Source organism: Streptomyces sp. SD31 (assembly GCF_052068475.1).
Lineage (GTDB): Bacteria > Actinomycetota > Actinomycetes > Streptomycetales > Streptomycetaceae > Streptomyces.
In genome coordinates, this window is sequence record NZ_JBQHCX010000015.1 from 201,394 (window position 1) to 226,777 (window position 25,384).

18 protein-coding genes are annotated in these 25,384 nt (G+C 68.8%); 7 read left to right on the forward strand and 11 right to left on the reverse strand.

Annotation, left to right across the window (positions count from 1 at the left end; all coding sequences use genetic code 11):
* Positions 1-62 precede the first annotated feature (62 nt).
* From ACTMVF_RS29900 to ACTMVF_RS29910, 3 genes are all read right to left on the reverse strand, one after another.
* Complete coding sequence (locus ACTMVF_RS29900; RefSeq protein ID WP_441274203.1) at positions 63-968, reverse strand: ADP-ribosylglycohydrolase family protein; 906 nt, start codon at positions 966-968, stop codon at positions 63-65.
* A gap of 12 nt (positions 969-980) precedes the next feature.
* Positions 981-1,640 carry a histidine phosphatase family protein gene (locus ACTMVF_RS29905; RefSeq protein WP_441274204.1) on the reverse strand — a complete coding sequence of 220 codons (660 nt, stop codon included), beginning with the start codon at positions 1,638-1,640 and terminating at the stop codon, positions 981-983.
* Between the two features lie 119 nt (positions 1,641-1,759).
* Positions 1,760-2,365: a YdbC family protein gene (locus ACTMVF_RS29910; RefSeq protein WP_441274205.1), complete on the reverse strand. Its 606-nt coding sequence runs from the start codon at positions 2,363-2,365 to the stop codon at positions 1,760-1,762.
* A gap of 156 nt (positions 2,366-2,521) precedes the next feature.
* On the opposite strand from ACTMVF_RS29910, the gene ACTMVF_RS29915 reads away from it, so the two are divergent.
* The gene (locus ACTMVF_RS29915; RefSeq protein WP_441274206.1) at positions 2,522-3,055 is read left to right on the forward strand and encodes a TerD family protein; all 534 of its coding nucleotides are present in this window, start codon (positions 2,522-2,524) and stop codon (positions 3,053-3,055) included.
* Between the two features lie 132 nt (positions 3,056-3,187).
* Here the strand turns inward: ACTMVF_RS29915 and ACTMVF_RS29920 are convergent, their stop codons facing one another.
* Both ACTMVF_RS29920 and nrdR read right to left on the reverse strand, forming a co-directional pair.
* A complete protein-coding gene (locus ACTMVF_RS29920; protein WP_441274207.1) occupies positions 3,188-6,082 on the reverse strand; it encodes a vitamin B12-dependent ribonucleotide reductase in 2,895 nt (964 codons plus the stop codon).
* 162 nt (positions 6,083-6,244) lie between these two features.
* Positions 6,245-6,814, reverse strand: a complete 570-nt coding sequence (gene nrdR / locus ACTMVF_RS29925; RefSeq protein WP_441274208.1) for a transcriptional regulator NrdR — start codon at positions 6,812-6,814, stop codon at positions 6,245-6,247.
* A gap of 562 nt (positions 6,815-7,376) precedes the next feature.
* Here nrdR and lexA point away from each other — a divergent pair.
* Positions 7,377-8,153 carry a transcriptional repressor LexA gene (lexA, locus tag ACTMVF_RS29930; RefSeq protein ID WP_128430851.1) on the forward strand — a complete coding sequence of 259 codons (777 nt, stop codon included), beginning with the start codon at positions 7,377-7,379 and terminating at the stop codon, positions 8,151-8,153.
* A gap of 209 nt (positions 8,154-8,362) precedes the next feature.
* Here lexA and ACTMVF_RS29935 read toward each other — a convergent pair whose 3' ends face one another.
* The 4 genes from ACTMVF_RS29935 to ACTMVF_RS29950 all read right to left on the reverse strand — a co-directional run bounded on the left by ACTMVF_RS29935 (position 8,363) and on the right by ACTMVF_RS29950 (position 16,544).
* Complete coding sequence (locus tag ACTMVF_RS29935) at positions 8,363-10,354, reverse strand: ATP-dependent DNA helicase (protein WP_441274209.1); 1,992 nt, start codon at positions 10,352-10,354, stop codon at positions 8,363-8,365.
* A 603-nt stretch (positions 10,355-10,957) separates the two neighbouring features.
* Entirely contained in the window at positions 10,958-11,782 is an 825-nt protein-coding gene (locus tag ACTMVF_RS29940) for a GNAT family N-acetyltransferase (protein ID WP_441274266.1), read from the reverse strand.
* A gap of 161 nt (positions 11,783-11,943) precedes the next feature.
* Positions 11,944-14,205: an IucA/IucC family protein gene (locus ACTMVF_RS29945; RefSeq protein ID WP_441274210.1), complete on the reverse strand. Its 2,262-nt coding sequence runs from the start codon at positions 14,203-14,205 to the stop codon at positions 11,944-11,946.
* Between the two features lie 599 nt (positions 14,206-14,804).
* Positions 14,805-16,544, reverse strand: a complete 1,740-nt coding sequence (locus ACTMVF_RS29950) for a diaminobutyrate--2-oxoglutarate transaminase family protein (protein WP_441274211.1) — start codon at positions 16,542-16,544, stop codon at positions 14,805-14,807.
* Between the two features lie 920 nt (positions 16,545-17,464).
* Here ACTMVF_RS29950 and ACTMVF_RS29955 point away from each other — a divergent pair.
* From ACTMVF_RS29955 to ACTMVF_RS29965, 3 genes are all read left to right on the forward strand, one after another.
* On the forward strand, positions 17,465-17,638 hold the full coding sequence (locus ACTMVF_RS29955; RefSeq protein WP_441274212.1) for a hypothetical protein: 174 nt from the start codon (positions 17,465-17,467) through the stop codon (positions 17,636-17,638).
* A 29-nt stretch (positions 17,639-17,667) separates the two neighbouring features.
* On the forward strand, positions 17,668-18,609 hold the full coding sequence (locus ACTMVF_RS29960; protein WP_441274213.1) for an ornithine carbamoyltransferase: 942 nt from the start codon (positions 17,668-17,670) through the stop codon (positions 18,607-18,609).
* Between the two features lie 789 nt (positions 18,610-19,398).
* Entirely contained in the window at positions 19,399-20,085 is a 687-nt protein-coding gene (locus ACTMVF_RS29965; RefSeq protein ID WP_441274214.1) for a response regulator transcription factor, read from the forward strand.
* A gap of 140 nt (positions 20,086-20,225) precedes the next feature.
* Here the strand turns inward: ACTMVF_RS29965 and ACTMVF_RS29970 are convergent, their stop codons facing one another.
* Positions 20,226-20,714: a flavin reductase family protein gene (locus ACTMVF_RS29970; protein WP_441274267.1), complete on the reverse strand. Its 489-nt coding sequence runs from the start codon at positions 20,712-20,714 to the stop codon at positions 20,226-20,228.
* A 373-nt stretch (positions 20,715-21,087) separates the two neighbouring features.
* On the opposite strand from ACTMVF_RS29970, the gene ACTMVF_RS29975 reads away from it, so the two are divergent.
* Together ACTMVF_RS29975 and ACTMVF_RS29980 are read left to right on the forward strand one after the other, a co-directional pair.
* Complete coding sequence (locus ACTMVF_RS29975) at positions 21,088-22,308, forward strand: trypsin-like serine peptidase (RefSeq protein ID WP_441274215.1); 1,221 nt, start codon at positions 21,088-21,090, stop codon at positions 22,306-22,308.
* A 233-nt stretch (positions 22,309-22,541) separates the two neighbouring features.
* Complete coding sequence (locus tag ACTMVF_RS29980; RefSeq protein WP_441274216.1) at positions 22,542-23,750, forward strand: trypsin-like serine peptidase; 1,209 nt, start codon at positions 22,542-22,544, stop codon at positions 23,748-23,750.
* Positions 23,751-23,878: 128 nt separating this feature from the next.
* Here the strand turns inward: ACTMVF_RS29980 and hflX are convergent, their stop codons facing one another.
* On the reverse strand, positions 23,879-25,372 hold the full coding sequence (gene hflX / locus ACTMVF_RS29985) for a GTPase HflX (RefSeq protein ID WP_441274217.1): 1,494 nt from the start codon (positions 25,370-25,372) through the stop codon (positions 23,879-23,881).
* Positions 25,373-25,384: the final 12 nt, after the last annotated feature.

Sequence of the window (25,384 nt, forward strand, 5' to 3'; positions counted from 1 at the left end):
GCACAGAAAGTTATGTGAAAGTGCGGCGAGGAGGGGACTCCGTCAGGGCAAAGAAATCTGCGCTACGCCGAGGTCGGCATCCACGGTGGGAGTGCCTCGACACGCTCGATCCACTCGGGCGGCACCGACCCGGCCTTTCCGGAGCCGATCACTCCGCCAACGATGGCGCATGTGGTGTCCACGTCACCGCCGACCTGCGCGGTCGTCCAGAAGGCCTGCTCGTAGTCGCCGAGAGCCCGCGCGGCCGACCAGAGAGCGAAGGGCACCGTGTCGTGGGCGGTGGTACGCCGCCCACAGCCCAGAACGGCCGCGACAGTGGCCGCGTCACCGTAGTCGAGCATGTCTCTCGCGCGCCGCAGGCCCGCGCCGACCGCACTCTTCGGGACGAGAGCGACGACATCGTCGATGAGTGATTCAGGGCTCGGCGGGCCACCGGGGGCGGCGGCCAGCGCGGCAGCCGCAGCGACAGCCATGGCGCCGACGACGGCCTCGCGATGCTGATGGGTGGGGTAGGCCGAGATCTCGGCCTGGTGGGTCGCCTGCTCGGGATCGTCCGCGTACCAGGCACCCAAGGGCGCGATCCGCATCGCGGCACCGTTGCCCCAGGAGCCCTGTCCCTTGAAGAGGGCGGCCGAGAGCTCGCGCCAGTCCCCGCCTTCCCGGATCAGACGCAGCAACCGGTTGACCGCAGGGCCGTAGCCCCGGTCGAAGTCGTGGTGCTCGGCGAAGGAGCGAGCCAGAGCGTCCTGGTCGATGCGGTGATGGGTGGCCAGGACTGCGACCACGGAGCAGGCCATCTCCGTGTCGTCCGTCCACTGCCAGGGGCCGGACGGCAGCTCGCGACGCTTCAGCAGCGGATAGTTCGCCGGCACGAAGAACTGCGAGCCCAGTGCGTCCCCCACCGCGAGCCCGCGCAGGCTGGCGAGGGCGCGGTCCAGGCGCCCTTCGGGAGAGGAGTCAGCGGTCATCGCCCTGCCACTCTATCCGGTGATCCCGTACGGTTCCGGCTCACGCCAGCGTTCGAAAGGCCGGTCAAGCGTGTACTTGCCGTCGTCCCCGAGAACGAGCATCCGCATCTCCGCGTTCCCCGGGTTCGCCAGCGACTCGAATTCCGCGACCGTCCAGTGGAACCAGCGCATGCAGAACAGCCGCATCGCCAGGCCGTGGGTCACGAGCAGCACGTTCGGTGGATGGTCGGGGGCCTCGAAGCTGCGGTACAGGCTCTCCAGGAAGTTGCCGACCCGGTCGTACACGTCGGCGCCGGACTCGCCCTGGGCGAAGCGGTAGAAGAAGTGACCGTAGGCGTCCCGGTAGGACTTCTGGAGGCGTACGTCGTCGCGGTCCTGCCAGTTTCCCCAGTCCTGCTCACGCAGCCGGGGCTCCTCACGCACCCGTATGAGTTCGGGATCCAGGTGGAAGGCCCGCAGTGTCTCGTGCGTACGACGGTAGGGCGAGACGTAGACGCTGACGCGCTCGCGCCCGAACACCTCCCGCAGCCGTTTTCCCGTCTCCTCGGCCTGCCGCCAGCCCCGCTCGGTCAGGGCCAGGGCGTGGTCGGGTTCACGCTCGTACACGGTGTCATCAACATTGCCCGTTGACTCGCCGTGCCGGACAAGGACGATGCGCCGTGGTCGTGCCATGCCAAAACCCTAGATCGGGTGACGGCTGATCGAGGACTCGTACGGGCCCCATACGGCGTACGTCACACATTTCCTGCACCACGAGCCACATTAAGGCGCACGACTAACGGGTCCGGAATTCAAACTGTCCAGGTCGGTTCGAGTTCCACGATGTCGCCTGTAAGCGCCGCGACGTCCGCCTCCGTCTGGGCTCGCAACGCCAGTCGCTCCACGCGCTCGGTGCGGTACTTGCCGTGCTCCGCGGCCGACCGCCACATCGACAGCACCAGGAACTCATGGCCCGGCGCCTCGCCGAACAGTCCGCGGATCATGCCCGGGGAGCCGGCCATCGCGGGGTTCCAGACCTTCTCCTGCATGAGCGTGAAGTGCTCGGCGCGCTCCTCGTGGACACGGCAGTGAGCCACTCGGACGAGGTCCGCGTCGGTGAAGCGCGGCTCGAACCCGGTCTTCACGTCGAAGCGGTAGTCGAAGAGCTTGACCTGTATGTCCTTGTAGGTGCCCGACTGGGCCGCCGCCAGCCTGTCGTGGGAGCGGGCCATGAAGGAGTCGTAGAAGGAACGGCTCTCCCAGAACGAGAATATGTGCACCACGCCCTGCCGCCCCCGACTCCAGCCACCACCCTGCCCCCGAAACCCCGGCTCCCCCAGAAGCCCCGCCCATTTTCGCTGCCCCCGCTCGAAACCGCGGCGGTCCACCACGGTGCAGCGAATCCACTTGACCAGCACCGCGCCATGGTAAGGCCACGGAGCGTGGCGTCGGTCACGCTCGACAGGAGAGCTCCCCGGCGCCCGCTGCCGCGCCCGTGGCAGGATGGACAACCGGCCTTGCCTGCTGGGCAGTTCGGGCAGAGGGCATACGCGGAACGGGGAAGGGGAAGCCTGGTGAACGCCATCAACAAGGGGATCCGGAAGGTCGAGATCTCAGTCAAGTGGGACCCGAGTCCGGCTGGGCAGCCGCCCACCGACCTGGACCTTGTCGCCGCGACCTACCTGGCGAGCGATCCATACGGCGATCCCGCCTATGTGGTGCACTTCGACAGCCGCTCTCCCGACGGCACCATCTATCTCAACCGGGACAGCAAGGACGGCAAGGGCTTCGGCTGGGACGAGGTCCTGACCGTGGAGCTCGACCGGCTCGACAGCCGGTACGCGCGCGTGCTGGTCGGAGTCGTGATCCAGCAGCGCCCCTCGACGCGCACCTTCGTCAGCGTCATCAAGCCGGCCCTGCGCATCCGCGAGGGCTACACCGTCATGGCCGAGGACGACTTCGGCGGCGTCCTCGGGTCGACGGCTGCCACGGTCGCGGAGTTCGTGCGCGAAGGGTCGAGCACCTGGGACTTCCATCCCGGCATCCACGGTTTCGAGGACGACCCGGTGACGTTCACGGCGACCATGGGCAGGCCCCGCCAGCCCTGACAATCGCTTCGCAGCCGCGGGGACAGTACGACGAAGAAGGGCGCCGACATGTGGTCGGCGCCCCTCTCGCGTGACTTTCGTCAGGGCCTCTCGTCAAGGGCTACCCGACGTTCGGGGACGAGCCCCGCAGCGTCAGCTGCAGCCGCTGGTCGAGCCGCAGCCCTCGCAGATGTAGCAGGAACCGGCCCGCTGCATCTTCGTACCGCAGGAGAAGCACAGCGGAGCGTCGGCCTGGATGCCCAGCTGCATCTCCACCAGCTCGGCACTGGTGTGGGCCTGCTGCGGAGCGGGCTTGGCCGCCTCGACCTCGGCCTTCGGCGTGGCGACGGCCTTCAGCTCCTGGGCGCGCGGCGCCGACTGGGCAAGGCCCTCGACGTCGACCTCGTCCTCGGACGGCTCGTACGAACCGGTCTCCAGGTGGCGCTGACGCTCCTCGGCGGAGTGGATGCCGAGCGCGGAACGCGTCTCGAAGGGCAGGAAGTCCAGCGCCAGGCGGCGGAAGATGTAGTCGACGATCGACTGGGCCATCCGCACGTCCGGGTCGTCCGTCATGCCGGCCGGCTCGAAGCGCATGTTCGTGAACTTCGAGACGTACGTCTCCAGCGGCACGCCGTACTGGAGGCCGACGGAGACCGCGATGGAGAAGGCGTCCATCATGCCCGCGAGGGTCGAGCCCTGCTTGGACATCTTCAGGAAGACCTCGCCGAGACCGTCGTCCGGGTAGGAGTTGGCGGTCATGTAGCCCTCGGCGCCGCCTACCGTGAAGGACGTCGTGATGCCGGGGCGGCCCTTCGGGAGGCGCTTGCGGACCGGGCGGTACTCGACGACCTTCTCGACCGTCTCACGGATGGTGGCCTCGGCCTTCTCCGTGATCTCGGTCTTCTCCTTCTCCTTGGTCTTGGCGGAGAGCGGCTGGCCGACCTTGCAGTTGTCGCGGTAGATGGCCAGCGCCTTGACGCCGAGCTTCCAGGCCTCGAAGTAGATCTCCTCGACCTCCTCGACGGTCGCCGACTCCGGCATGTTGACCGTCTTGGAGAGAGCACCGGAGATCCAGGGCTGGATCGCGGCCATCATGCGGACGTGGCCCATCGCGGAGATGGAGCGCTCACCCATGGCGCAGTCGAACACCTCGTAGTGCTCGTGCTTGAGGCCCGGGGCGTCGACGACATTGCCGTGGTCGGCGATGTGGGCGACGATCGCCTCGATCTGCTCCTCCTGGTAGCCCAGGCGGCGCAGGGCCTGCGGGACGGTGCCGTTGACGATCTGCATCGAGCCGCCGCCGACCAGCTTCTTGAACTTGACCAGGGCGAGGTCGGGCTCGAGGCCGGTGGTGTCGCAGGACATCGCGAGACCGATGGTGCCGGTCGGGGCGATGACGGACGCCTGGGAGTTACGGAAACCGTTCTTCTCACCGAGGCGCAGCACGTCCTGCCAGGCCTCCGTGGCGGCGGCCCAGATCGGCGTGTCCAGGTCGTCCATGCGGACGGCCACGCCGTTGGCGTCGGAGTGCTGCTTCATGACGCGCAGGTGCGGCTGGGCGTTGCGGGCGTAGCCGTCGTACGGGCCGACGACCGCGGCGAGTTCGGCGGAACGCTTGTACGACGTGCCGGTCATCAGGGAGGTGATGGCACCGGCGAGGGCGCGGCCGCCGTCCGAGTCGTACGCGTGGCCGGTCGCCATCAGCAGGGCGCCGAGGTTGGCGTAGCCGATGCCGAGCTGGCGGAACGCGCGCGTGTTCTCACCGATCTTCTGCGTCGGGAAGTCCGCGAAGCAGATGGAGATGTCCATCGCGGTGATGACCAGCTCGACGACCTTCGCGAAGCGCTCGACCTCGAAGGACTGGTTGCCCTTGCCGTCGTCCTTCAGGAACTTCATCAGGTTCAGCGAGGCCAGGTTGCAGGACGTGTTGTCCAGGTGCATGTACTCGCTGCAGGGGTTCGAACCGTTGATACGGCCGGACTCCGGGCACGTGTGCCAGTGGTTGATGGTGTCGTCGTACTGGATGCCCGGGTCGGCACAGGCCCAGGCGGCCTCGGCCATCTTGCGGAACAGGGCCTTGGCGTCGACCTCTTCGATGACCTCGCCGGTCATCCGCGCGCGGAGGCCGAACTTGCCGCCCTGCTCGACCGCCTTCATGAACTCGTCGTTCACACGGACCGAGTTGTTGGCGTTCTGGTACTGGACGGACGTGATGTCGTCGCCGCCCAGGTCCATGTCGAAGCCCGCGTCACGCAGGGCGCGGATCTTCTCCTCTTCCTTCACCTTGGTCTCGATGAAGTCCTCGATGTCGGGGTGGTCGACGTCGAGGATGACCATCTTGGCCGCGCGGCGGGTGGCGCCACCCGACTTGATCGTTCCTGCGGAGGCGTCGGCGCCGCGCATGAAGGAGACGGGACCGGAGGCGTTGCCGCCGGAGGACAGCAGCTCCTTGGAGGAGCGGATGCGGGAGAGGTTCAGGCCGGCACCGGAGCCGCCCTTGAAGATCATGCCCTCTTCCTTGTACCAGTCGAGGATCGACTCCATGGAGTCGTCGACGGCCAGGATGAAGCAGGCGGAGACCTGCTGCGGCTGGGGCGTACCGACGTTGAACCACACAGGGCTGTTGAAGCTGAAGATCTGGTGCAGGAGGGCGTACGCCAGCTCGTGCTCGAAGATCTCGGCGTCGGCGGGCGAAGCGAAGTACTTGTAGTCCTCGCCGGCCTTCCGATACGTCTTCACGATGCGGTCGATGAGCTGCTTCAGGCTCACCTCGCGCTGCGGGGTGCCCACGGCACCGCGGAAGTACTTGCTGGTGACGATGTTGACCGCGTTCACCGACCAGAAGTCGGGGAACTCGACGCCGCGCTGCTCGAAGTTGACCGAGCCGTCGCGCCAGTTGGTCATGACGACGTCACGGCGCTCCCAGGCCACCTCGTCGTACGGGTGCACGCCGGGGGTGGTGTGGATGCGCTCGATACGCAGTCCCTTGGCCGCCTTGGTGCCCTTGGCGCGGGAACTCCGTGCCGGACCGCTCGCCGTCTCTGTCATGCCGCCTCCCTGTACGGGCTAAAACGCCCTGAAGTGCCCCGATGTTCCCCGTGGCACGGTGTTCTGTCTGTGTCGCGGGCACCCTCTGATTGCCGCCCGCAACTGGTCTTTGGTCGCCGCCGCTCGACCGGATCCGGAGTTCGAACCGGATCCGGCCCGCCCTCAGTCGGCGGCGTTGGCGGGCACGGGGACCTGTGCAGCCCCTCCGGACCCGCGGTCGTCTTCCTGGCTCCCCGCAACCGCGCCTGCGCCGTCTTCGCGGTCGTCGTCGTCCGCGGCGGGGTGTCCCGTCGCCTCCCTGAGCTCCGCGATCGCGGCCTCGAAGTCCTCGAGCGAGTCGAACGCCCGGTAGACGGAGGCGAATCGCAGATAGGCGACGAGGTCGAGCTCCTGCAACGGGCCGAGTATGGCCAGCCCCACGTCGTGGGTGGTCAGCTCGGCACTTCCGGTGGCCCGCACCGCCTCCTCGACCCGCTGGCCGAGCTGCGCGAGCGCGTCCTCGGTGACAGGTCGTCCCTGGCATGCCTTGCGCACGCCGTTGATGACCTTGGTACGGCTGAATGGCTCGGTGACTCCGGACCGCTTGATCACCATCAGTGAGCATGTCTCCACGGTCGTGAAACGACGGGAGCAATCAGGACACTGGCGGCGCCTGCGGATCGACGTGCCGTCGTCGGTCGTACGACTGTCGACGACGCGGCTGTCGGGGTGCCTGCAGAAGGGGCAGTGCATTCTTCCAACCCTCCTCACAGCAGACTCAATAGCCTCGCTGGGCCCCATGGGCCCCTCGAAGCAGCCCCAAGCATAGGCGATCTCCGAGCGTCCGAAGACCCGGGGGACCACAACTTCTGGGCCGCTGCCGCAATCCAACCACTACATGTGGGGATTGGCTCATACACCCACGCGGCACGCGCGTGTCGCGCCTGGATGACCACGTGCCGTACGGCCGGACCGGCGCGCCGCACACCTGAGCGCACAGCCGTATCGCCGCGACACATACGGAGATACGGTGAGCGCCACACGGAGGGGACGTGGGACTCCCGCACAGATGGGGGTCGGTCACCGCCTGGACTGATGCCGGATGGCAGACTGGGGCGACACCCACGAGGTGGTCACCCTGGCGGTGAAGAGTACAACAATGAGCACTTTTGCCCGCCGGGCAGCGCGTTAGCCATACACCCAGACCCATGATCACGTCTGGGGATTCGCGATTTTTCACTCGAACGTGTGTTTGGCGCAACCTTTCGAAAGCAACTACCGTTGTGCAGCAGGGAGACCATCGAGAGGGGCCGACGTGACCACCACCGCAGACAGCGCCACCATCACTGCCCAGGACCGCTCCCAGGGCCGACTCGAGCCGGTGCATGCGATGAACGAAGCCATGAATCCCGAGGGACACAAGCGGTCCCTCCCGGGCCGACCTCCGGGCATCCGGGCGGACAGCTCGGGGCTCACCGACCGACAGCGCCGTGTGATCGAGGTCATCAGGGATTCGGTGCAGCGGCGTGGCTACCCGCCGTCGATGCGGGAGATCGGCCAGGCGGTCGGCCTGTCCAGCACATCCTCGGTCGCGCACCAGCTGATGGCGCTGGAGCGAAAGGGCTTCCTCCGCCGCGACCCGCACCGCCCGCGCGCATACGAGGTACGCGGCTCCGACCAGGCCGCCGTGCAGCCCACGGACACCACCGGCAAGCCCGCAGCGTCGTACGTCCCGCTGGTCGGCCGCATCGCCGCCGGTGGCCCGATCCTCGCGGAGGAGTCGGTCGAGGACGTCTTTCCTCTTCCCCGGCAGCTGGTCGGCGACGGCGAGCTGTTCGTCCTGAAGGTCGTCGGTGACTCGATGATCGAGGCCGCGATCTGCGACGGCGACTGGGTGACGGTCCGGCGCCAGCCGGTCGCCGAGAACGGAGACATCGTGGCCGCGATGCTCGACGGCGAGGCCACGGTCAAGCGTTTCAAGCGCGAGGACGGCCACGTCTGGCTGCTCCCGCACAACTCCGCGTACGAGCCGATCCCCGGTGACGACGCGACCATCCTGGGCAAGGTGGTGGCAGTGCTGCGGCGCGTGTGACGGCTGCGGCGGGCGAAGCCGAAGGGCGTCGCCCCCTGACCGGGCCCCGGGACCCCTGCGCCGGTTCCGGGGCCCTGTGCTGTGCGTGGCCCTGAGGCTGCGTGCGGCCCTGAGCTGTGCGGCCCGGCCGACGCTGCGCGGGCCCCGCGTCGCGAAATTTCCGGCTCGGGTGTTGGCCTGTCGCGGCGCTGCGACAGGCCAACACCCGATTACTGAGGCTTTTCCGCCTCCGCCTCCGCCTTCTGCGCTGCCGCATCGATCGCGGCCAGGGACTTCCGGACCTGATTACGGTCCGTCGTGTACCAGTAGTCGGGCAGTGACGCCTTCAGATAGCTTCCGTACCGGGCAGTGGCCAGCCGCTGGTCCAGGACGGCGACCACGCCGCGGTCCCCAGACGCCCGTACGAGGCGGCCGGCGCCCTGGGCCATGAGCAGCGCGGCGTGCGTGGCGGCGACCGCCATGAAGCCGTTGCCGCCGGCGTCCTCCACCGCCTTCTGGCGGGCGCTCATCAGGGGGTCGTCCGGGCGCGGGAAGGGGATCTTGTCCATGACGACCAGCTGACAGCTGGGGCCGGGCACGTCGACGCCCTGCCACAGGGACAACGTGCCGAAGAGACAGGTCTTCGGGTCGGCCGCGAAGTTCTTGATCAGCTCGCCGAGCGTTTCCTCGCCCTGAAGGAGAATCGGGAACTCGGGGATGCGGGAGCGAAGTTCCTCGGCGGCCAGTTGGGCGGCCCGCATCGAGGAGAACAGGCCGAGCGTGCGGCCGCCCGCCGCCTGGATCAGTTCGGTCAGCTCGTCGAGCATGTCCACGCGATCGCCGTCGCGTGCGGGGCGTGACAGGTGCTTGGCGACATACAGGATGCCCTGCTTGCGGTATTCGAAGGGCGAGCCCACATCCACCCCCTTCCACTGCGGGAGGTCGTCGCCCTCCGTGCCCTCCGGGGCAAGGCCAAGGGATGCGCCCACGCCGTTGAAGTCGCCGCCCAGCTTCAAGGTCGCGGAGGTCAGGACTACTGAGCGGTCGGCGAAGAGCTTCTCCCGCAGGAGACCCGACACGGACATCGGGGCCACGCGCAGGGATGCTCCGAAGCGGTCATGACGCTCGTACCAGACGACGTCCCACTCGGAGCCATTGGTGATCCGCTCCGCCACGTCGTGCACGGTCTCGACCGAGGCCAGCGCCTGTTTGCGGACCGCATCCTCATCCTGCACGGACTTGTCGCGGGTGGCACCGATCGCGGAGATGACAGTGCGGCAGGCGTCACGCAGCGCCATGAGCGCGTAGGCGAGGTCCTCGGGAATCTCCTCCAGGCGTCCCGGCAGGGCCAGCTCCATCAGCCGTTCGAAGCCCTCGGCGGCGGTCTGGAGCTGGTCGGCGGCCTTCTCGTTGACGAGTTTCGCGGCGCGGCGCACCGCACGGTTCACCTGGCCGGGAGTGAGTTCGCCGGTGGCGACACCGGTGACCCTGGAGACCAGTTCGTGCGCCTCGTCGACGATCAGGACCTCGTGCTGTGGGAGGACCGGAGCGCCTTCGATGGCGTCGATCGCGAGCAGCGCGTGGTTGGTGACGACGACCTCTGAGAGCTTGGCGCGCTCACGGGCCATCTCGGCGAAGCATTCGGCGCCATACGCGCACTTCGATGCGCCCAGGCATTCCCGGGACGACACCGAGACCTGCGCCCAGGCGCGGTCGGACACGCCGGGAGTCAGGTTGTCACGATCGCCCGTCTCCGTCTCGTCCGCCCAGTCACGCAGCCGCAGCAGGTCCTGCCCCAACTTGCTGGTGGGTGCGGCCGCCTCGAACTGGTCGAAGAGGCCCTCCTCCTCGTCCTGCGGGACACCCTCGTGCAGGCGGTGCAGGCAGAGGTAGTTCGACCTGCCCTTGAGCATCGCGAACTCGGGCCGACGGCGCAGCAGGGGGTGCAGTGCCTCGACGGTGCGCGGCAGGTCCCGCTCCACGAGCTGGCGCTGCAGGGCCAGCGTGGCGGTCGCGATGACGACGCGCTCGCCGTGCGCGAGCGCGGGCACGAGGTAGCCCAGCGACTTTCCGGTGCCGGTGCCGGCCTGGACCAGCAGATGGGAGCCGTCGTCGATCGCCTCCGCGACGGATTCGGCCATGGTCACCTGGCCAGGGCGCTCCGTACCGCCGACGGCAGTGACGGCAGCATGCAGGAGTTCGGGGAGTGAGGGCTTCGTCATAGCGCGACCACCCTACGGCCCAGCACTGACAAACGGGCGATCGCGGTGGGGACGGGGGGCGGGATCAAGACCGGGGGTTCCTCAGGTGGGAATCGGATCGGTTCGGGTGTGTGCACGAGTTCGGTTCGGGTGTGTGCGGGATCGGTTCGGGTGTGAGTGAGATCGGTTCGATTGAGGTCGGGGGCGGTTCGCGGGTGGTCGAGGTCAGCGCAGATTCGGCTGGGGCGATTCGTGAGTGGTCGAGTTCGGCTGGTCCTGATGTCGGGGCCAGGAACCCCCGTGGGGCTGATCGGCTTGTCGACTGCGGTGGTTCGGGCTACGAGCGGGGATCGGGATGGGGATCGGTTGCGATGGGGATCCGGACCGGTGGCGGGTGGGGCCGGGCCCGGGTCGGCTGCCAGCGGCACCGGGGTCGGGGTCGGGGTCGGGGTCGGGGTCGGGGTCGGCTGTCATGGTGCGGAGCGGGTCGGCCTTGGCACCACTCGCCGCAAGGAATGAACGGGGTCATGGGAGAGATCGACTCGGCCTGAATTGAGTTCGTTGGGAGTGGGAACCGGATCGGCCCGAGCGGTGTACCAAATGTGATGACGTCGCGACACTGCGTCACAGCAGATGGCGCAGGCTCCGGTCTCTGACCATGAGGGCGGCCCGCTTGGCGGGCAGGTCGATCTCGGCGGAGAAGCGGAAACCCGCGCTCAGGAAAGCAGCGACGGAAGGGATGTTGCGAATGTCGGGTTCGGCAACGATGCGAGCGCAGGCGGGCCGCTTGTCGAGCACGAGGTCGGCGACGGCTCGGAGCAGGGTCCCTCCGAGTCCTCGGCCACGATCACCGACGGCACCCATGAGGAGATGGACTCCGGTGTCATGCGGCCGAGCCGCGTAGTACCGGGCCAGCGGGTCGAGGTCGCCTCGGTAGATCTCCCAATAGCTCATCGGCGTGCCGTCCAGCATGCCCAGACAGGGGACGCTGCGTCCGTCCCCGGAAAGTTGGGACCGCAGATGCTCTTCAATCGCGTTCTGGGGTCCGGCGAGCCCCCAGAACGCTGCGACGGCGGGGTCGTTCATCCACCGGCTGATGATCGGAAGGTCCCGTTCGATCCGCACCGAGACAAGGTGAAGGGTTCCTGCGGGTGTACTGATCGGTCCCCAGTCGGCAACACGGTCGAGTAGATCCTCGCTGACCGCGAGGAGAGAGGGAGGTACGCCCGTGCTTACGGCGCCCGGGCTCCGCTTCTCATCGGCTGCAGTGCCTTCCGCGAAGAGCCGGACGAGCTCATCGGGGAGGTGCAGGTCCAGCGTGTCCTCACTGTCTGCGTCCGAACCGGCCGCCGAGTCGGTACGGCGCTCACGAGCACCCGGGCTCGCGGCGGCACCGATATCGGTTACGGAGGCGGTACCGGCGTGGGCACTCGCATCGGTGGGAGGCACGGCGACGCTCCTCTCAAGAGGCGGGCGTGGGTCATGTTCCTCAGGGATGAAGGGAGTTGGGCGGAAGCCGGAGACGATGGTCGGGAGCGCCGGAGGCGACCGGTGGTGGTCGACCACAGTGAGAAGCGCGGCACGGCGTGACGATGGGCGAACCGTGATGGTCAGGAATGCAGGGGGTTGGCAATGGTGACGTACACGGACTGGGTGTCGACCGGGCCGACGAGTTCGTCGAGACCGTGCAGCCGGGTCAGCAAGTTGGCCTTGCAGCGCAGGACAGGTGAGTCGAGCAGGTGGGCGGGCAATGACGTACGCAGTCGGGCTGCGCCGGAGGCCACCTCGCCGAGGAAGCGGCGGAAGGCGGCGAGCAGCAGCTGTTCATCCGCGAGACGCTGCGAGCCGAACGCTCCGATGAGACCGAGCACGTTGTTGATCGCGAGGTAGTAGGCGAAGCGTTCGTCGGCGACCTCGTCCGAGACGAAGGTGTCGCTGTACTCGCCGATGCCGGGCAGCCGGGCATCGAGTGCCGCGCGCCGGGACTCACGGAAGTAATAGCCCTGGTTGTCGCGGTAACGGCCGCCCGAAGGCCAGCCGTCACCATCCAGCAGGAGCAGCATGTTCTGCTGGTGTGCTTCCAGAGCGATTCCTGCTTCGGCATCGAGCCACAGCACGGGGCGGACAACCTGTTCGAGGTAGCGCAGGAACCACTCGGCGGCAACGGCTCCGAGAGGGCGGCCTGTTCGGTCGGCGAGACGCGTGACGAGCTCGGCCAGGCGGGACCGAGGCGGCGTCGTGTCCCACGGGTGATGGCCGGTGGCGGTGCCGGGTTGGACGAGAGGTCGGGGCGAAACGAGTCCGGCTACGCAGGACACCTCATCGGAGGGCCTGAACGGGTTGTGCCGGATCATCACGTCGAAGCCGGCCACAGGGACGCCGTCCGGGCCGTCGACGGCGAGCCACGCCGGATCGCGAACGATGTCGAATCCCGGGTGAGCGGTCTGCCATTGCGTCGAGAGTCCGCTGCGCAGGAGTCGGTGGATCTCGACGCCCCGGTGCAGTTCCTTCCGGAGGTTCTCACGACGGGAGTTGGTGATGCGCAGGCCCAGCGAGAGTTTGAGCATGGCGGCGGCATCAGTTCTGTGGAGGGTCCGCACGGAGGAGGTGGGGTGCCAAGGGGCGCCGTGGGCGCCGAGGTCCCGGAGAAGTCCGGCATCGAGCAGGGACTCGGTCTCGGGGCGGTGCTGGATCTCTCGCAGCTGCCAAGGATGCACGGGCAGGGCCGTGTATCCGTCTGGCAACGGCAACTCGGGCCCGGCGAGGCGGATCATGAGCTGGGGCGCGGGGACGATGCGGCCGCGCTCGGTCCATGCCGAGTCAGTGGCGAGCAGGGAGGGGGCAACAGCCATCCAGTGCAACGGGAAGGAGCCTCGCAACTCGGGCGAATACAGCTGCGCTTCGGCCTCGGAGAGACCCTCGCGGCTCTTCGGCGTCGGGTGGAGCGGGTGTCCGAGCGTGAGCGCCTGCTCGGCCGCTAGGAAGATGTCAGGGCCGTCGTCCGGGCGAGCACGTCGCTCGCTGATGAAGGTGACGGTTCGTCGGACGGAGTCGGCGACGCGGGCAACCAGATCAGTGGCCGCAGAGATTCCGGAGGCGGTCAGGGCGGCGGGCCTCGGAGCCGCGGAGGACGGGGAAACGGCAGCGGGCGCGCAGACGGAGCGTCCAGGGACGCAAGGGGAAGGGGTGTCAGAGAGGAAGGGGACGGCAGCGGCGTCCGAGGCCGTGGAGGTCGTGGGGTCAGAACGGGCGGAGGAAACGCCGGAGCAGGCAGACCCTGAAGCGGAGGAGGCCGAGGAGGCAGAGGCTACGGAGTCCGAGGTAGCGGACACGGCATCTGGGGACGACCCGGGGCGAGGAGCAGTCGCGGTTCGGGAGGGCCGCGTCGCGTCTGTCGAGGCAGTCGAAGGAGCCGACGTATCAGGCGCCGGCGAAGGGCGGACGCTTGTGGAAATCGGGCGAGCTTCTACGGTCCCAGGGCTAGTCGAGGGGCCGCTGCTCCCAGCCGACGGGTCAGCGACCGAAGCGACAGGGTTGCTTCCCCCCAGCGCCTCCCTGGTGAGCAGGGCAGCCAGGGTGACCGCGTCAATCGGTGGGGACTGGGTCGGGGCGTCGGCCAGGTGTGGGAAGCCGAAACGGTGCCAGCCCGTCGGGGACCAGTAGTGGACCGGGATCAGCAGTGCCGTGCCTGTGGCGGGCAAGGGGATGCGGATGGTCCCGTTGTCGGGGGCCGGGACGTTGGTCTCGCGAACCCAGCAGCGGAGCAGGTTCTCCACGGCGGCGGCCTGGGCTGCGGTGTGCGGGTCGGGGTGCTCCAGGAGGTCGGAGACGGCACCGGGCAGCCGCTCGAGGTCCGGGGCGCCTCCCTGCATCGGCGCACGCACCGGGGTCTGTGCACAGGCTCCCTCCTGCGCCGAAGCCGATTCCTGCGACGTGTCTCCTCCCTGCGGTGCGCCCCTCCCCTGAAGTGCGTCAAGTGCGTCCCCTAGTGCACCCCCTCCCCGCTGCATGCCTACCCCCTCCGGGGAAGAGCCTGCCTGGGCGGGAACAAGCCCCCGCTCCTGAGGAGCCAACGCAGTCGGAGACGTAAGCGGCTCCTGCTGGAACAGGTGTGGGTCGGCGTCGCGTCGCGCGCGAGTGTCGGGGCGGCCGTCAGGTGCGGGGGTCGTGGTCAAGGCTGGTCCTCTTGAACTGGTTCTGACGCATGCGGCGACGGCCGCCGTGCTGCGGTGAGGGCGGGTGTGGGGGGGGTGAGGGATCCGCACTTGGAACGTGCGGCTCGGTGCGGCTGGAGTAAGGCGGTTGCAAGCAGTGTCAGTTGGGGCGGTCCGGTGGGAACCGGCCTCGGTTGGAGGCGATCTCGGTTGGAGGCGAGGTTCCGATGGCAAGCGATGTGTCGTTCGAAGGTGAGCCGTTGCTCGGGAGTGGGTCGGTCGACGAACGCCGACGCGACGGCGCCGGCCGGAGTGCGTTACGGCGCGCCCCATCGGCTGTCGCGCCAACCCGCCCGGTCGGCACTGTCACCGCGCCGCCGGGGGCCCGGGGGCCGCTGGCGCATCCGGTCCGCACCGAACGCGTCGTCATGGGTGTGGCTGCGCGAGACCTCGGCCACCGCGTCGGCCAGTCGGTCCAGTACTGCGGCCGCTTGCTCGTCGCTGATGGTCAGGGGCGGAAGCAGGCGTACGACGCTGGCATGGCGGCCGCCGAGTTCGACGATCAGGCCACGTCGCAAGCATTCCCGCTGGATGGCGGCCGCGAGTTCGGGAGCGGCGGGGCGAGGGTAGCGATCCGAGTTCTGCACTGCCGCCACAGCGACTCCGCTACCAGAGGTGTTGGCGTCCGCCGAGGAGCCACCCACGCTCCGGGTGGGGTCGAGACCTACCAGAAGGCCCTCTCCGCCTCCCGGTCGGCGAATGTCGGCAGCCGAAGCATCCGACTCCGCCTCACTAGGAGCACCCCTGTTCCCATCCAGAGCGGTCGCCAGGCTCGGCTCGCCTCCAACCCCCTCCATCACCGCCAAGGGCACCGACTGACCTCGCCCCTCGCCGTACTCGGAATCGGCCTCGGGCTCCACCACCTCGACCCCGATCATCAAGCCCCTCCCCCGCACATCCCCGATGCACGCGAACTCACCTGCGAGTTGCTGGAGTTGCTGCAGCATGCGCGAACCCAGTTCGGCCGCGCGCTCGGGGAGACGGTTCTCGCGGACGTAGGCGAGCGTCGCCGTGCCGGCGGCCATGGCGAGCTGGTTGCCGCGGAAGGTGCCGGCGTGGGCGCCGGGTTGCCAGGCGTCGAGGTCGTCGCGGTAGACGATGACCGCCAGAGGCAGGCTGCCCCCGATGGCCTTGGAGAGGACCATCACGTCGGGGGTGACGCCGCTGTGCTCCACCGCCCAGAAGGAGCCGGTGCGCCCGACCCCCGTCTGGACCTCGTCGGCGATCAGTGGGATGGCGCGGTCGGCCGTGATCTGCCGCATGCGCCGCATCCACCCCTCCGGCGCGGGGATCACTCCGCCCTCGCCCTGGACTGGTTCGAGGATCATCCCGGCGGGGTGCGGCACGCCCGACTTGGGGTCGTCGAGGACGGACTCGGTCCAGCGGGCGGCGAGTTCGGCGCCGCGTTCGCCGCCGATGCCGAAGGGGCAGCGGTAGTCCTGCGGATAGGGCAGGCGCGCGACCCGTACGTCGAAGGCGCCCCCGGATGCTTCGAGTGCTCCGGCTGTCATGCCGTGGTAGGCGCCGCTGAAAGCGAGGATGCCGGTGCGTCCGGTCGCGGCGCGGACGAGTTTGAAGGCGGCCTCCACCGCGTCGGTGCCGGCCGGTCCGCAGAACTGCACGCGCGCGCGGTCGGCGAGACCGGGCGGCAGAGTGTGGAAGAGCTCGGTGATGAAGGCGTCCTTGACGGGGGTCGCCAGGTCGAGGACGTGCAGTGGCGCGCCCGAGTCGAGAACCTTGCGGATGGCCTCCAGGACCACGGGGTGGTTGTGTCCGAGCGCCAGCGTCCCGGCGCCGGAGAGGCAGTCCAGGTAGCGGCGGCCGTCCGCGCCCTCGATGGTCAACCCACGTGCACGTACGGGCACGATCGGCAGGGCACGCGCGTAGGTGCGCGCCGCCGACTCGCGCGCCGCCTGCCGCCGCAGGATGCCGTCGTGCACGGCACGCGCCCCCGACAACTCGGATGTGCCCCCGCGCAAAGAATCGGTCACGGCCATGGCTCCCTGTCCTCCCGCTGTCCAGGGGCGGGCAGGTCACTCGCACCCTCGCCCCACCCGACATACGAAGCCCCGCGAGCGTCGACTCGAAGCTCCGGGGAACTGGGCACTGGGGACCGCCCACGGGCAGCGGGCTCCCCACCGCTACCAACCTCGGACCGTTCACCGGGTTACGGGTTGCCTCAAGATCCTTGCGGTGACCGAATCATGGCCGGCGGACCTCCGTCGTGGTGGAAGCAGACTGTGCACAGGACAGGCCGAACCGACAGGCCGATGCCCATGCCGGCCACGGCTCCACGCACTGAGCTTCGCCCGAGCGGGGACGAACGAGGCGGCAGCGGTTGGAGCAGGAACACCCCCGGGCTGAAACCCGCAGTCCAGGGAACCTTGACGGCCGGGCACACCGACGGGCCACTCGTGTCCCACAACCGGTCACAGGCCCGCTGTGGGATGAACACGTCCAGTTCCAGGTCAGGGTGGGTTTCCTGGCATCCGGGCCGGCAGGAAACCGGCAGCCCCTTTCCCTTCTGGAGCCAGCCGTTCGAAGCATCGATCACGACGGGTGCCGAAGCGGTCCAAAGCTCGTCGGACCGACTCTCCGCCGCCGGCCAGGGCCGGACGGTCGGGGACGCGTGGACGGGTTGCTCGGTCACGACCTGCCCCGGAGCGCCGGGTGCACGTGCCGAGGATCGAAGGTTCTCCAGACACTTGATGTTCGATCCGGCACGCTTCACCTGCGCGAAGCTGGCCGGCGAACTCGCGGACGAGTGGGTGTCCCTGCGCGACTTCACCCCCAAGGCCGTGCTGACGTCCCAGAACGTCGTCGACGACATCGACCACGTCTGCCGCGAGCGCACCTCCCTCGACCTCGCCCAACAGCTGTCCGGGGTAGAGAGTTCATCGACGCGACGCTTGGCCAGGTGCTGCGCGAGCCGGAGCAATTGCGACGTCGGCCGGAAAAGCCCCTGCTGTTCTCGCCGTTCGGGCTGGGTATCCTCGACCTCGCCGTGGCGGAGTACGTCCGGCGCAGGGCCGCCGAGAGCGGCCTGGGCATCGACATCGACGACTTTTCGCCGACTCCGGCCGTCCGTTGAACTCCACGCTCTCCTCAAGGAGGACACTCATGCAGAACGGTCGTGTGCGCAGTCTGATTTCCCTTGACGATCTCAGTGACGCGGACCTGAGGCACATCGTCCGCAGAGGAACGGAGTACGCCGTCGGCAGTGTGCGTGACACGCCGCTGGACGGTGACGTCGTGGGGATCTATTTCCAGAAGACGTCCACCCGCACCCGCACCGCATTCTCCTCCGGCGCTCTCCGACTCGGGGCGCGGATCATCGCTTACGGCCCTGGCGACCTTCAGGTGAACACGGGGGAGACGATTGCCGACACCGGCCGGGTGCTGGCAGGCATGCTCGATGTACTCGTCGCGCGGACAGCCGAGGATCCGGGAGATCTCAGGGCCATGGCTGCACACGGCACGATGGCGGTCGTGAACGCGATGACCGCGGACGAGCACCCCACCCAGGCCCTTACGGATTTGGTCACCCTTCAGCAGTCTTTAGGCCGCACCCAGGATTTCGCCCTGCTTTACGTGGGCGAGGGAAACAATTCAGCGGCTGCGCTCGCGCTCGCACTCACCCGGTGCCCGGGCGTCACGCTGGAACTGCGCACGCCCCCTGGCTACGGACTCGCTGATGATGTCCTGGCACGGGCCACCGAACATGCCGAACGCAACGGAGCCCGGATCGTCGAGCGCCACGACATGGCAACTCTGTCCAGAGACTTCGACGCTATCTACACCACACGCTGGCAGACGACCGGCACCACCAAGCCGGATCCCGCGTGGCGAGACGTCTTCGCACCGTTCCAGGTGACTGCCGCGCTGTGGGAGACGAGCCCGAAGGCCCTGTTTCTCCACGATCTGCCGGCCCATCGTGGCGAAGAAGTGACAGCGGAGGTGCTCGACGGCCCGGCAAGCGTGGCGTTCCGCCAGGCGGAGAACAAGATGCACACCGCCATGGCGATACTTGAGTGGTGCCGAGTGGGCTTGCCCGACACCTGAAAAAGTCCCGTTCCTGATGATCTGGTGTCGCCCGTTCATGGATGATGGGGCGGTTCCGTCCTCGTGTCGTGTGCACGATTGAGTCGCGGGCCGCGCTGCGGCGCTCGGCGGGCATGGCCTCCACGATGCGGGTGATCTCCTCCTGGCGGCGCTGGGGCACCTGGTGCACCACGCGCTGCCCGGCCCGGGTGAGGGCGAGCTTCGCGGCGCGGTGGTCGGCCGGGTCAGCGGTGCGCTCGGAGAGCGCCGCAGCGTCAGCGGGGGAACGTCGACGGACGGAGTGCGTCGGGTCGTTGCCCGGCCGGCGGGAGGCGCGCGTTCGAAGACCGTCACCGGCTGCGGGTTCGGCCTCCTCCATGGCGTTGTCCACCGTGAACACGTGGTGGGCGCCTGAGTGGGAGAGGTAGCGCTTCAGTTCACCGGCCTTGAACAGCGGTTTGATCGGCATGACGATGCTCGCGGTACGTCCAGATCCCTCGCCCTCGTGACGCTGACTTGATTACAGGGCACCGCGCCGTACCGGCGGCGTCATTGCATCCGAAGGGAAACCGAGCATCACGATCCGATAGCCGTCGGACACAGGTCGTAGCAGTAGCGGCCCGGGGCTGGTGTGGCCCAGGGCTGGTGTGGGCCGGGGCTGGTGCCGGGTGACGGAGAGTATGCGCTGCCAGAACCCACTTGACGGCGCACCACTTCATCGGCGTGACTGCCCCTGGCGCACGCACGCGCACACGCGAGGACGGGGTTCGGGCGCACCGAGGCCCTATGGCCCATGAACCGGAGGCTGGTTTGAGACTGCTGCTCGTCGATGACGACAGCCACCACGTCGCCATTCTGTCCGCGGTCCTTGCACGGCACGGTTTCAGGGTCACGAACGCCCGAAGTGGCGGGGCGGCCCTGGATGCGCTCGCCTCGAATGACGCCGGCTTCGACCTCGTCCTGCTCGACCTGGAGTTACCCGACATGGACGGCTACGAGGTCTGCGGCGAGATCCGCAAGCGCACCGACACCCCGATCATCATGGTCACCGCGCGCGGAGACGTACGTTCCCTCATCCATGGCCTCGACCTCGGCGCCGCCGACTACGTGGTGAAGCCGTACGACACAGGAGAGCTACTCGCACGCATCCATGCCGTCAGCCGACGCACCGTCGCCAAGGACGCCGCGGAACGGGTCAGGACCGTGCTGTATCTCGGCCCGATGATCATCGATCTGCCGACGCGTCAGGTCAGCGTGGACAACTCGTTCATCCATCTGACCCCCAAGGAATTCGATCTCCTCGCCCTGCTCGCGCGGCGCCCGGGTGTGGTCATCACCCGAGAGCAGATCATGGGCGAAGTGTGGCGCACCGGCGGGGAGGGGGGCGGAAACACCCTGGGAACGCACATCGCGTCCCTGCGCGCCAAGCTTCGCGTGCCTGCGCTCATCGAGACCGTGCACGGGGTCGGCTACCGAGTCGTCGCTCCTGCCGAGTAGTTCGCCGGCCCTCGCCCCGGGGACCCGCGGCAGAGTGCGACCAGTGGGGCCGGCTTGTCGTCGGGGATGGGGCTGGACGGCTTCCCAGCCGACGAGCCTTTCCCAGTGCGCTGCCCGGCGTTCGAATCCCACCGACTCGGTCAGTCCACGGGATGACCGGGCGAGATGGTACGGGCGTCGTCAAGGCGCAGCAGCGGCCCACCGTACGCCTCACGCTCGCCCCACTCGACCGGGTCGAGGACGAAGCCGATGTGATCACCCCCGCCGACGCGCGTGACGATCCGGCCGACGAACCAGGCAGGCGCGTCCTGGAGGACGACGGCCCCGCCGTGCCCCTCCCGCCAGCGGACGTGCCGGAACTTGTCCTCCCGGTCGCCGGTGCGCCCGCCGAACAGCTCCGCCAGGGCGCGCTGATCGCGAGCCAACAGGTGCACGGCCAGGACCTGCGCGGACCGTGCCACCCGGAAGGTGTGGTTGACCTCCGAGAGCCACACCACGAACCGCACCGGCCGGATGGAGCACTGCGAGGCGAATCCGACCAGACAGCCGGCCCGCTCGCCGCCCGCCGCCGCCGTGACCACACACATGTCGGGGTTCAGCCGTCCGATGAACTTGTCCATGCCCTCCATGCCCGCCATGCCCGCCATGCCCAAGCCGCTCCCGTCACCCGTGACTCCACCTCTCGGCATCACCTCACCACGGAGCGCGGGCCCACGCCATCCAGCAGCCCGCCCAGGCCCTGGTGGGAAGGCGCACTCAGCGGCAGGCACCTCCCCGGATGAATTGCCAGATCAGACAGCCCGTAGCGAAACCGTTGCCGACCCGTCGGCACTCCCCCACAGCGACCGCATAGTGTGTGATGCCGTCCCAACGCGCCGTGACATCACGCCCGATCAGCAAGCGTTCGCCGACGTTCGCAAGCGTCAGCAAGCGATCGGCAAGCGATCAGCGGAAGTTCACGGCCGCAGCACCAAGTACCGTCACCTCAGGGGGAGTCAGCTCATGCGATCGATACGGCCGTCGTTCACCGCTCGCCGAGGAGGGAGCGCGCGCCGCCGTACCGCCCCGCTGCCCGTGGTCGCGCTCGCCGCGGCGCTGGCCCTCACCGTCACGGCCTGTGAGTCGGGCGACGCCGAGGCGGGCGGGGAGGCCACCGCGTCCGCGGCGGCCGGAGGTGAAGGCAAGATCACGATCCCGGACGACATCAAGGACAAGCTCAAAGAGCACGGGATCGACATCGACAAGTGGAAGGACGGAGCCTGGAAGAACTGGGACAGGGACGACTGGCTCCGCGAGGCCAAGGACTACATCAACCCGATCATCGAGGGCCTGTGGGACCCGGACCGCATGCGGGAGGCCGAGGACCCGGACCGGAGTGTCGACGACAGCGACCTCTCCGGTGACCAGGGGGTGACCGACCCGACGCCGGAGCCGGTGGACGCGCGGGCCGTGCCGCCTGCGTACCACGCCAACGCCCCCGAGGCGGGCAAGGTGTTCTTCGACTCCCCCGAAGGCACGATGGTCTGCTCGGCGACGGTCGTGCAGGACCCGGCCAACCCCGGCAAGTCCAACATGGTGTGGACGGCGGGCCACTGTGTGCACGCGGGCAAGAGCGGCGGCTGGTACCGCAACATCGCGTTCGTGCCGTCGTACAACAACGCGGGCAAGGCGACGGCGGAGCCGCAGAGCGCGACCAAGGAGGAGGTCGCTCCGTACGGCGTGTGGTGGGCCGACTGGGCGCAGACCTCGGACCAGTGGATCGCGCAGGGCGGCCCGACGGGCGGGGACGGCGCCCCGTACGACTTCGCCGTGCTCCATGTGAAGCCGGAGGAGGGCGGCAGCGGCAAGTCCCTGGAGGAGACGGTCGGTTCGGCTCTCCCGGTGGACTTCGACGCCCCCGCGGTCCCTCAGATGGACACCCTCAAGGCGATCGGCTATCCGGCCGCCGCGCCGTTCGACGGCCAGAAGCTGTTCCAGTGCCAGGACAAGCCGGGTCGGCTGTCGCTCAACGAGTCGACCCCGACGATGTACCGCATCGGCTGCACCATGACCGGCGGTTCGTCCGGTGGTGGCTGGGTCGCGACGGGCTCGGACGGCAAGCCCGCGCTGGTGTCCAACACCTCGATCGGCCCGGTGGATTCGGGCTGGCTGGCGGGTCCGCGGCTGGATGAGGGAGCCAAGGGCGTGTACGACGACGTGAGCCAGAAGTTCGCCGGTCGGTGACGTTCGCCGGACGCCGGTCGGTGACGGCAGCGTAGGCACCGACTGCGTCAGGGCGGTGGGGCGGTGGGGAGAAACCTTCACCGCCCCACCGCCGTTCGACCTCAACTCCCCGGGCATAGTGGGGTGTCGAGTCCGAGGGGTTCGCGCCCATGAGCGCACGGCCCTTCCGCGACACGCGCCCGCCATCAAGGCGCCACGGCAGTACCACGCTTCAACGGGGGTCACCGCACACCATGCGTTCCACACCTACGCCCGCAGCGCCACGCCGCGGGCGGCGCTCCGCCCTCGCCACCACCGGGCTCGTCGCCGCGCTGGCGCTGAGCGCGACCGCCTGTGCCGGCTCGACCGCGGACTCGGCGAGCGACCAGGCCGAGGCGGCCGCCTCGCAAGCCGCCGACTCCGCCGGTGACGGCAAGATCCAGATCCCGGCCGAGCTCGCGGACAAGCTCAAGGAACGCGGGATCGACCTCGACAAATGGAAGGGCGGGGCCTGGAAGAACTGGGACAAGGACAAGTGGCTCAGCGAGGCCAAGGACTTCGTCAACCCGGTGATCGAGGGCCTGTGGAAGCCTGACCGGATGCAGTCCGCGAAGGAGGCCAACAAGACGGTCACCACGCAGGACGCTTCGGCCGACCAGGGCGTGAGCGACCCCGAGCCGGCGCCCGTGCAGGCCACGGCCGAGAAGACGCCGTACCACGAGAACGCGGCACCCGTCGGCAAGGTCTTCTTCGACACCCCGGACGGCCCGGCCGTCTGCTCCGGCACGGTCGTCAAGGACGTCAACCACCCCGGCAAGTCCAACCTCGTCTGGACGGCCGGACACTGTGTGCACGCCGGCAAGAGCGGCGGCTGGTACCGCAACCTCGTCTTCGTCCCGGCCTACAACGACCTCGGCAAGTCCGAGGCGCAGCTGCGCAACGCGACGGACACCGAGATCGCTCCCTACGGCAACTGGTGGGCCGACTGGGCCTCGACGTCGAACGAGTGGATCCAGGGCGGCTCGGACACGGGCGGCGCGGGTGCCGCGTACGACTACGCCGTGCTGCATGTGAAGCCGGAGGCCGGCGCGAAGTCCCTGGAGGAGACCACCGGCGCCCTCGACGTCGACTTCTCCGCTCCGTCCGCGAGCGAGGTCGCCACGATGGGCGCCTGGGGCTACCCGGCGGCACCGCCGTACAGCGGCCTGCAGATGTTCAAGTGCCTCGACCGTCCGGGCCGCTTGTCGCTGAGCCCCGCCCTGCCGACGATGTACCGCATCGGCTGCACCATGACCGGCGGTTCGTCGGGCGGCGGCTGGTTCCGCGTGGTGAACGGCGAGAGCACGCTCGTCTCGAACACGTCGATCGGCCCGCAGGACAACACCTGGCTCGCGGGCCCACAGCTGGGCGCGGGCGCCGAGTCGGTGTACCAGCACATGAGCAAGACATACGGCGGCCGCTGACCACGCCCACTGACCCATACGGAAGGCCCGCCCACCTGCGAGAGGGGGCGGGCCTTCGGCGTTTCTACGGCAACTCGGGCCGCCGTTTCCGTCACGAACGACGGCTCAGGCGGCCGGCCTACGACAGCTCAGGAGGTCGCCGCCGGAACGTACGGCGTGAGATCCGCCGCCAGCTCCTCGTGCACCAGCGCCTTGAGCAGCGTGCCCTCCGGGGTGTGCTCCTCGGAGATCACCTCGCCCTCGGTGTGGGCCCGGGCGACCAGCTTGCCGTGGGTGTACGGCACGAGCGCCTCGATCGCGACGGACGGGCGGGGCAGCTCGTCGTCGATCAGCGCGAGCAGCTCGTCGATGCCCTTGCCGGTGCGGGCCGACACGGCGATGGAACGCTTCTCGATCCGCATGAGCCGCTGCAGCGTCAGCGGGTCGGCCGCGTCCGCCTTGTTGATCACGACGATCTCCGGTACGTCGGTCGCGCCGACATCCCTGATCACCTCGCGCACGGCGGCCAGCTGCTCCTCCGGGTTCGGGTGCGAGCCGTCCACCACGTGCAGGATCAGGTCGGACTCGCCGACCTCCTCCATGGTGGAGCGGAACGCCTCGACCAGGTGGTGCGGCAGGTGTCGTACGAAGCCGACGGTGTCGGCCAGCGTGTACAGCCGTCCGCCCGGGGTCTCGGCCCGGCGTACGGTCGGGTCGAGGGTCGCGAACAGGGCGTTCTCGACCAGCACGCCCGCGCCGGTGAGGCGGTTGAGCAGGGAGGACTTGCCGGCGTTGGTGTAGCCCGCGATGGCGACCGACGGCACCTTGTGGCGCTTGCGCTCCTGGCGCTTGATCTCGCGGCCGGTCTTCATCTCCGCGATCTCCCGGCGCATCTTCGCCATCTTCTCGCGGATCCGTCGCCGGTCCGTCTCGATCTTGGTCTCACCGGGACCACGGGTGGCGAGGCCGCCGCCCTTGCCGCCGCCCATCTGCCGGGACAGCGACTGACCCCAGCCGCGCAGCCTCGGCAGCATGTACTGCATCTGCGCGAGCGCGACCTGCGCCTTGCCCTCTCGGGACTTGGCGTGCTGGGCGAAGATGTCGAGGATCAGGGCCGTACGGTCGATGACCTTGACCTTGACGACGTCTTCGAGGTGGATGAGCTGGCCCGGGCTGAGCTCACCGTCGCAGATGACAGTGTCGGCGCCCGTTTCGAGCACGATGTCCCGCAGCTCCTCGGCCTTGCCGGAGCCGATGTAGGTGGCCGCGTCGGGCTTGTCGCGGCGCTGGATCACGCCGTCGAGCACGAGCGCGCCCGCGGTCTCCGCGAGGGCGGCGAGCTCCGCGAGGGAGTTCTCCGAGTCCTGCACGGTCCCCGTGGTCCAGACACCGACGAGCACGACCCGCTCCAGACGGAGCTGGCGGTACTCGACCTCGGTGACGTCCTCGAGCTCGGTGGAGAGGCCCGCCACGCGGCGCAGAGCCGCGCGCTCGGAGCGGTCGAACTGGTCGCCGTCCCGCTCTCCGTCGATCTCGTGGCTCCAGGCGACGTCCTCTTCCATCAGGGCATCGGCCCGAAGACCTTCGGGATAGGTGTGCGCGAAGCGCTGCGTGTCCTGGGAAAAGGAAGAAGAGGAGGTCATTGGGTCCTTACG

Bases quoted from the DNA above. Each gene is read 5' to 3' on its own strand.
- ACTMVF_RS29900 (WP_441274203.1), bottom strand. From the start codon at position 968: ATGACCGCTGACTCCTCTCCCGAAGGGCGCCTGGACCGCGCCCTCGCC.
- ACTMVF_RS29905 (WP_441274204.1), bottom strand. From the start codon at position 1,640: ATGGCACGACCACGGCGCATCGTCCTTGTCCGGCACGGCGAGTCAACG.
- ACTMVF_RS29920 (WP_441274207.1), bottom strand. From the start codon at position 6,082: ATGACAGAGACGGCGAGCGGTCCGGCACGGAGTTCCCGCGCCAAGGGC.
- nrdR (WP_441274208.1), bottom strand. From the start codon at position 6,814: ATGCACTGCCCCTTCTGCAGGCACCCCGACAGCCGCGTCGTCGACAGT.
- ACTMVF_RS29935 (WP_441274209.1), bottom strand. From the start codon at position 10,354: ATGACGAAGCCCTCACTCCCCGAACTCCTGCATGCTGCCGTCACTGCC.
- ACTMVF_RS29945 (WP_441274210.1), bottom strand. From the start codon at position 14,205: ATGCAGGGAGGCGCCCCGGACCTCGAGCGGCTGCCCGGTGCCGTCTCC.
- ACTMVF_RS29950 (WP_441274211.1), bottom strand. From the start codon at position 16,544: ATGGCCGTGACCGATTCTTTGCGCGGGGGCACATCCGAGTTGTCGGGG.
- ACTMVF_RS29960 (WP_441274213.1), top strand. From the start codon at position 17,668: ATGCAGAACGGTCGTGTGCGCAGTCTGATTTCCCTTGACGATCTCAGT.
- ACTMVF_RS29970 (WP_441274267.1), bottom strand. From the start codon at position 20,714: ATGGAGGGCATGGACAAGTTCATCGGACGGCTGAACCCCGACATGTGT.
- ACTMVF_RS29975 (WP_441274215.1), top strand. From the start codon at position 21,088: ATGCGATCGATACGGCCGTCGTTCACCGCTCGCCGAGGAGGGAGCGCG.
- ACTMVF_RS29980 (WP_441274216.1), top strand. From the start codon at position 22,542: ATGCGTTCCACACCTACGCCCGCAGCGCCACGCCGCGGGCGGCGCTCC.
- hflX (WP_441274217.1), bottom strand. From the start codon at position 25,372: ATGACCTCCTCTTCTTCCTTTTCCCAGGACACGCAGCGCTTCGCGCAC.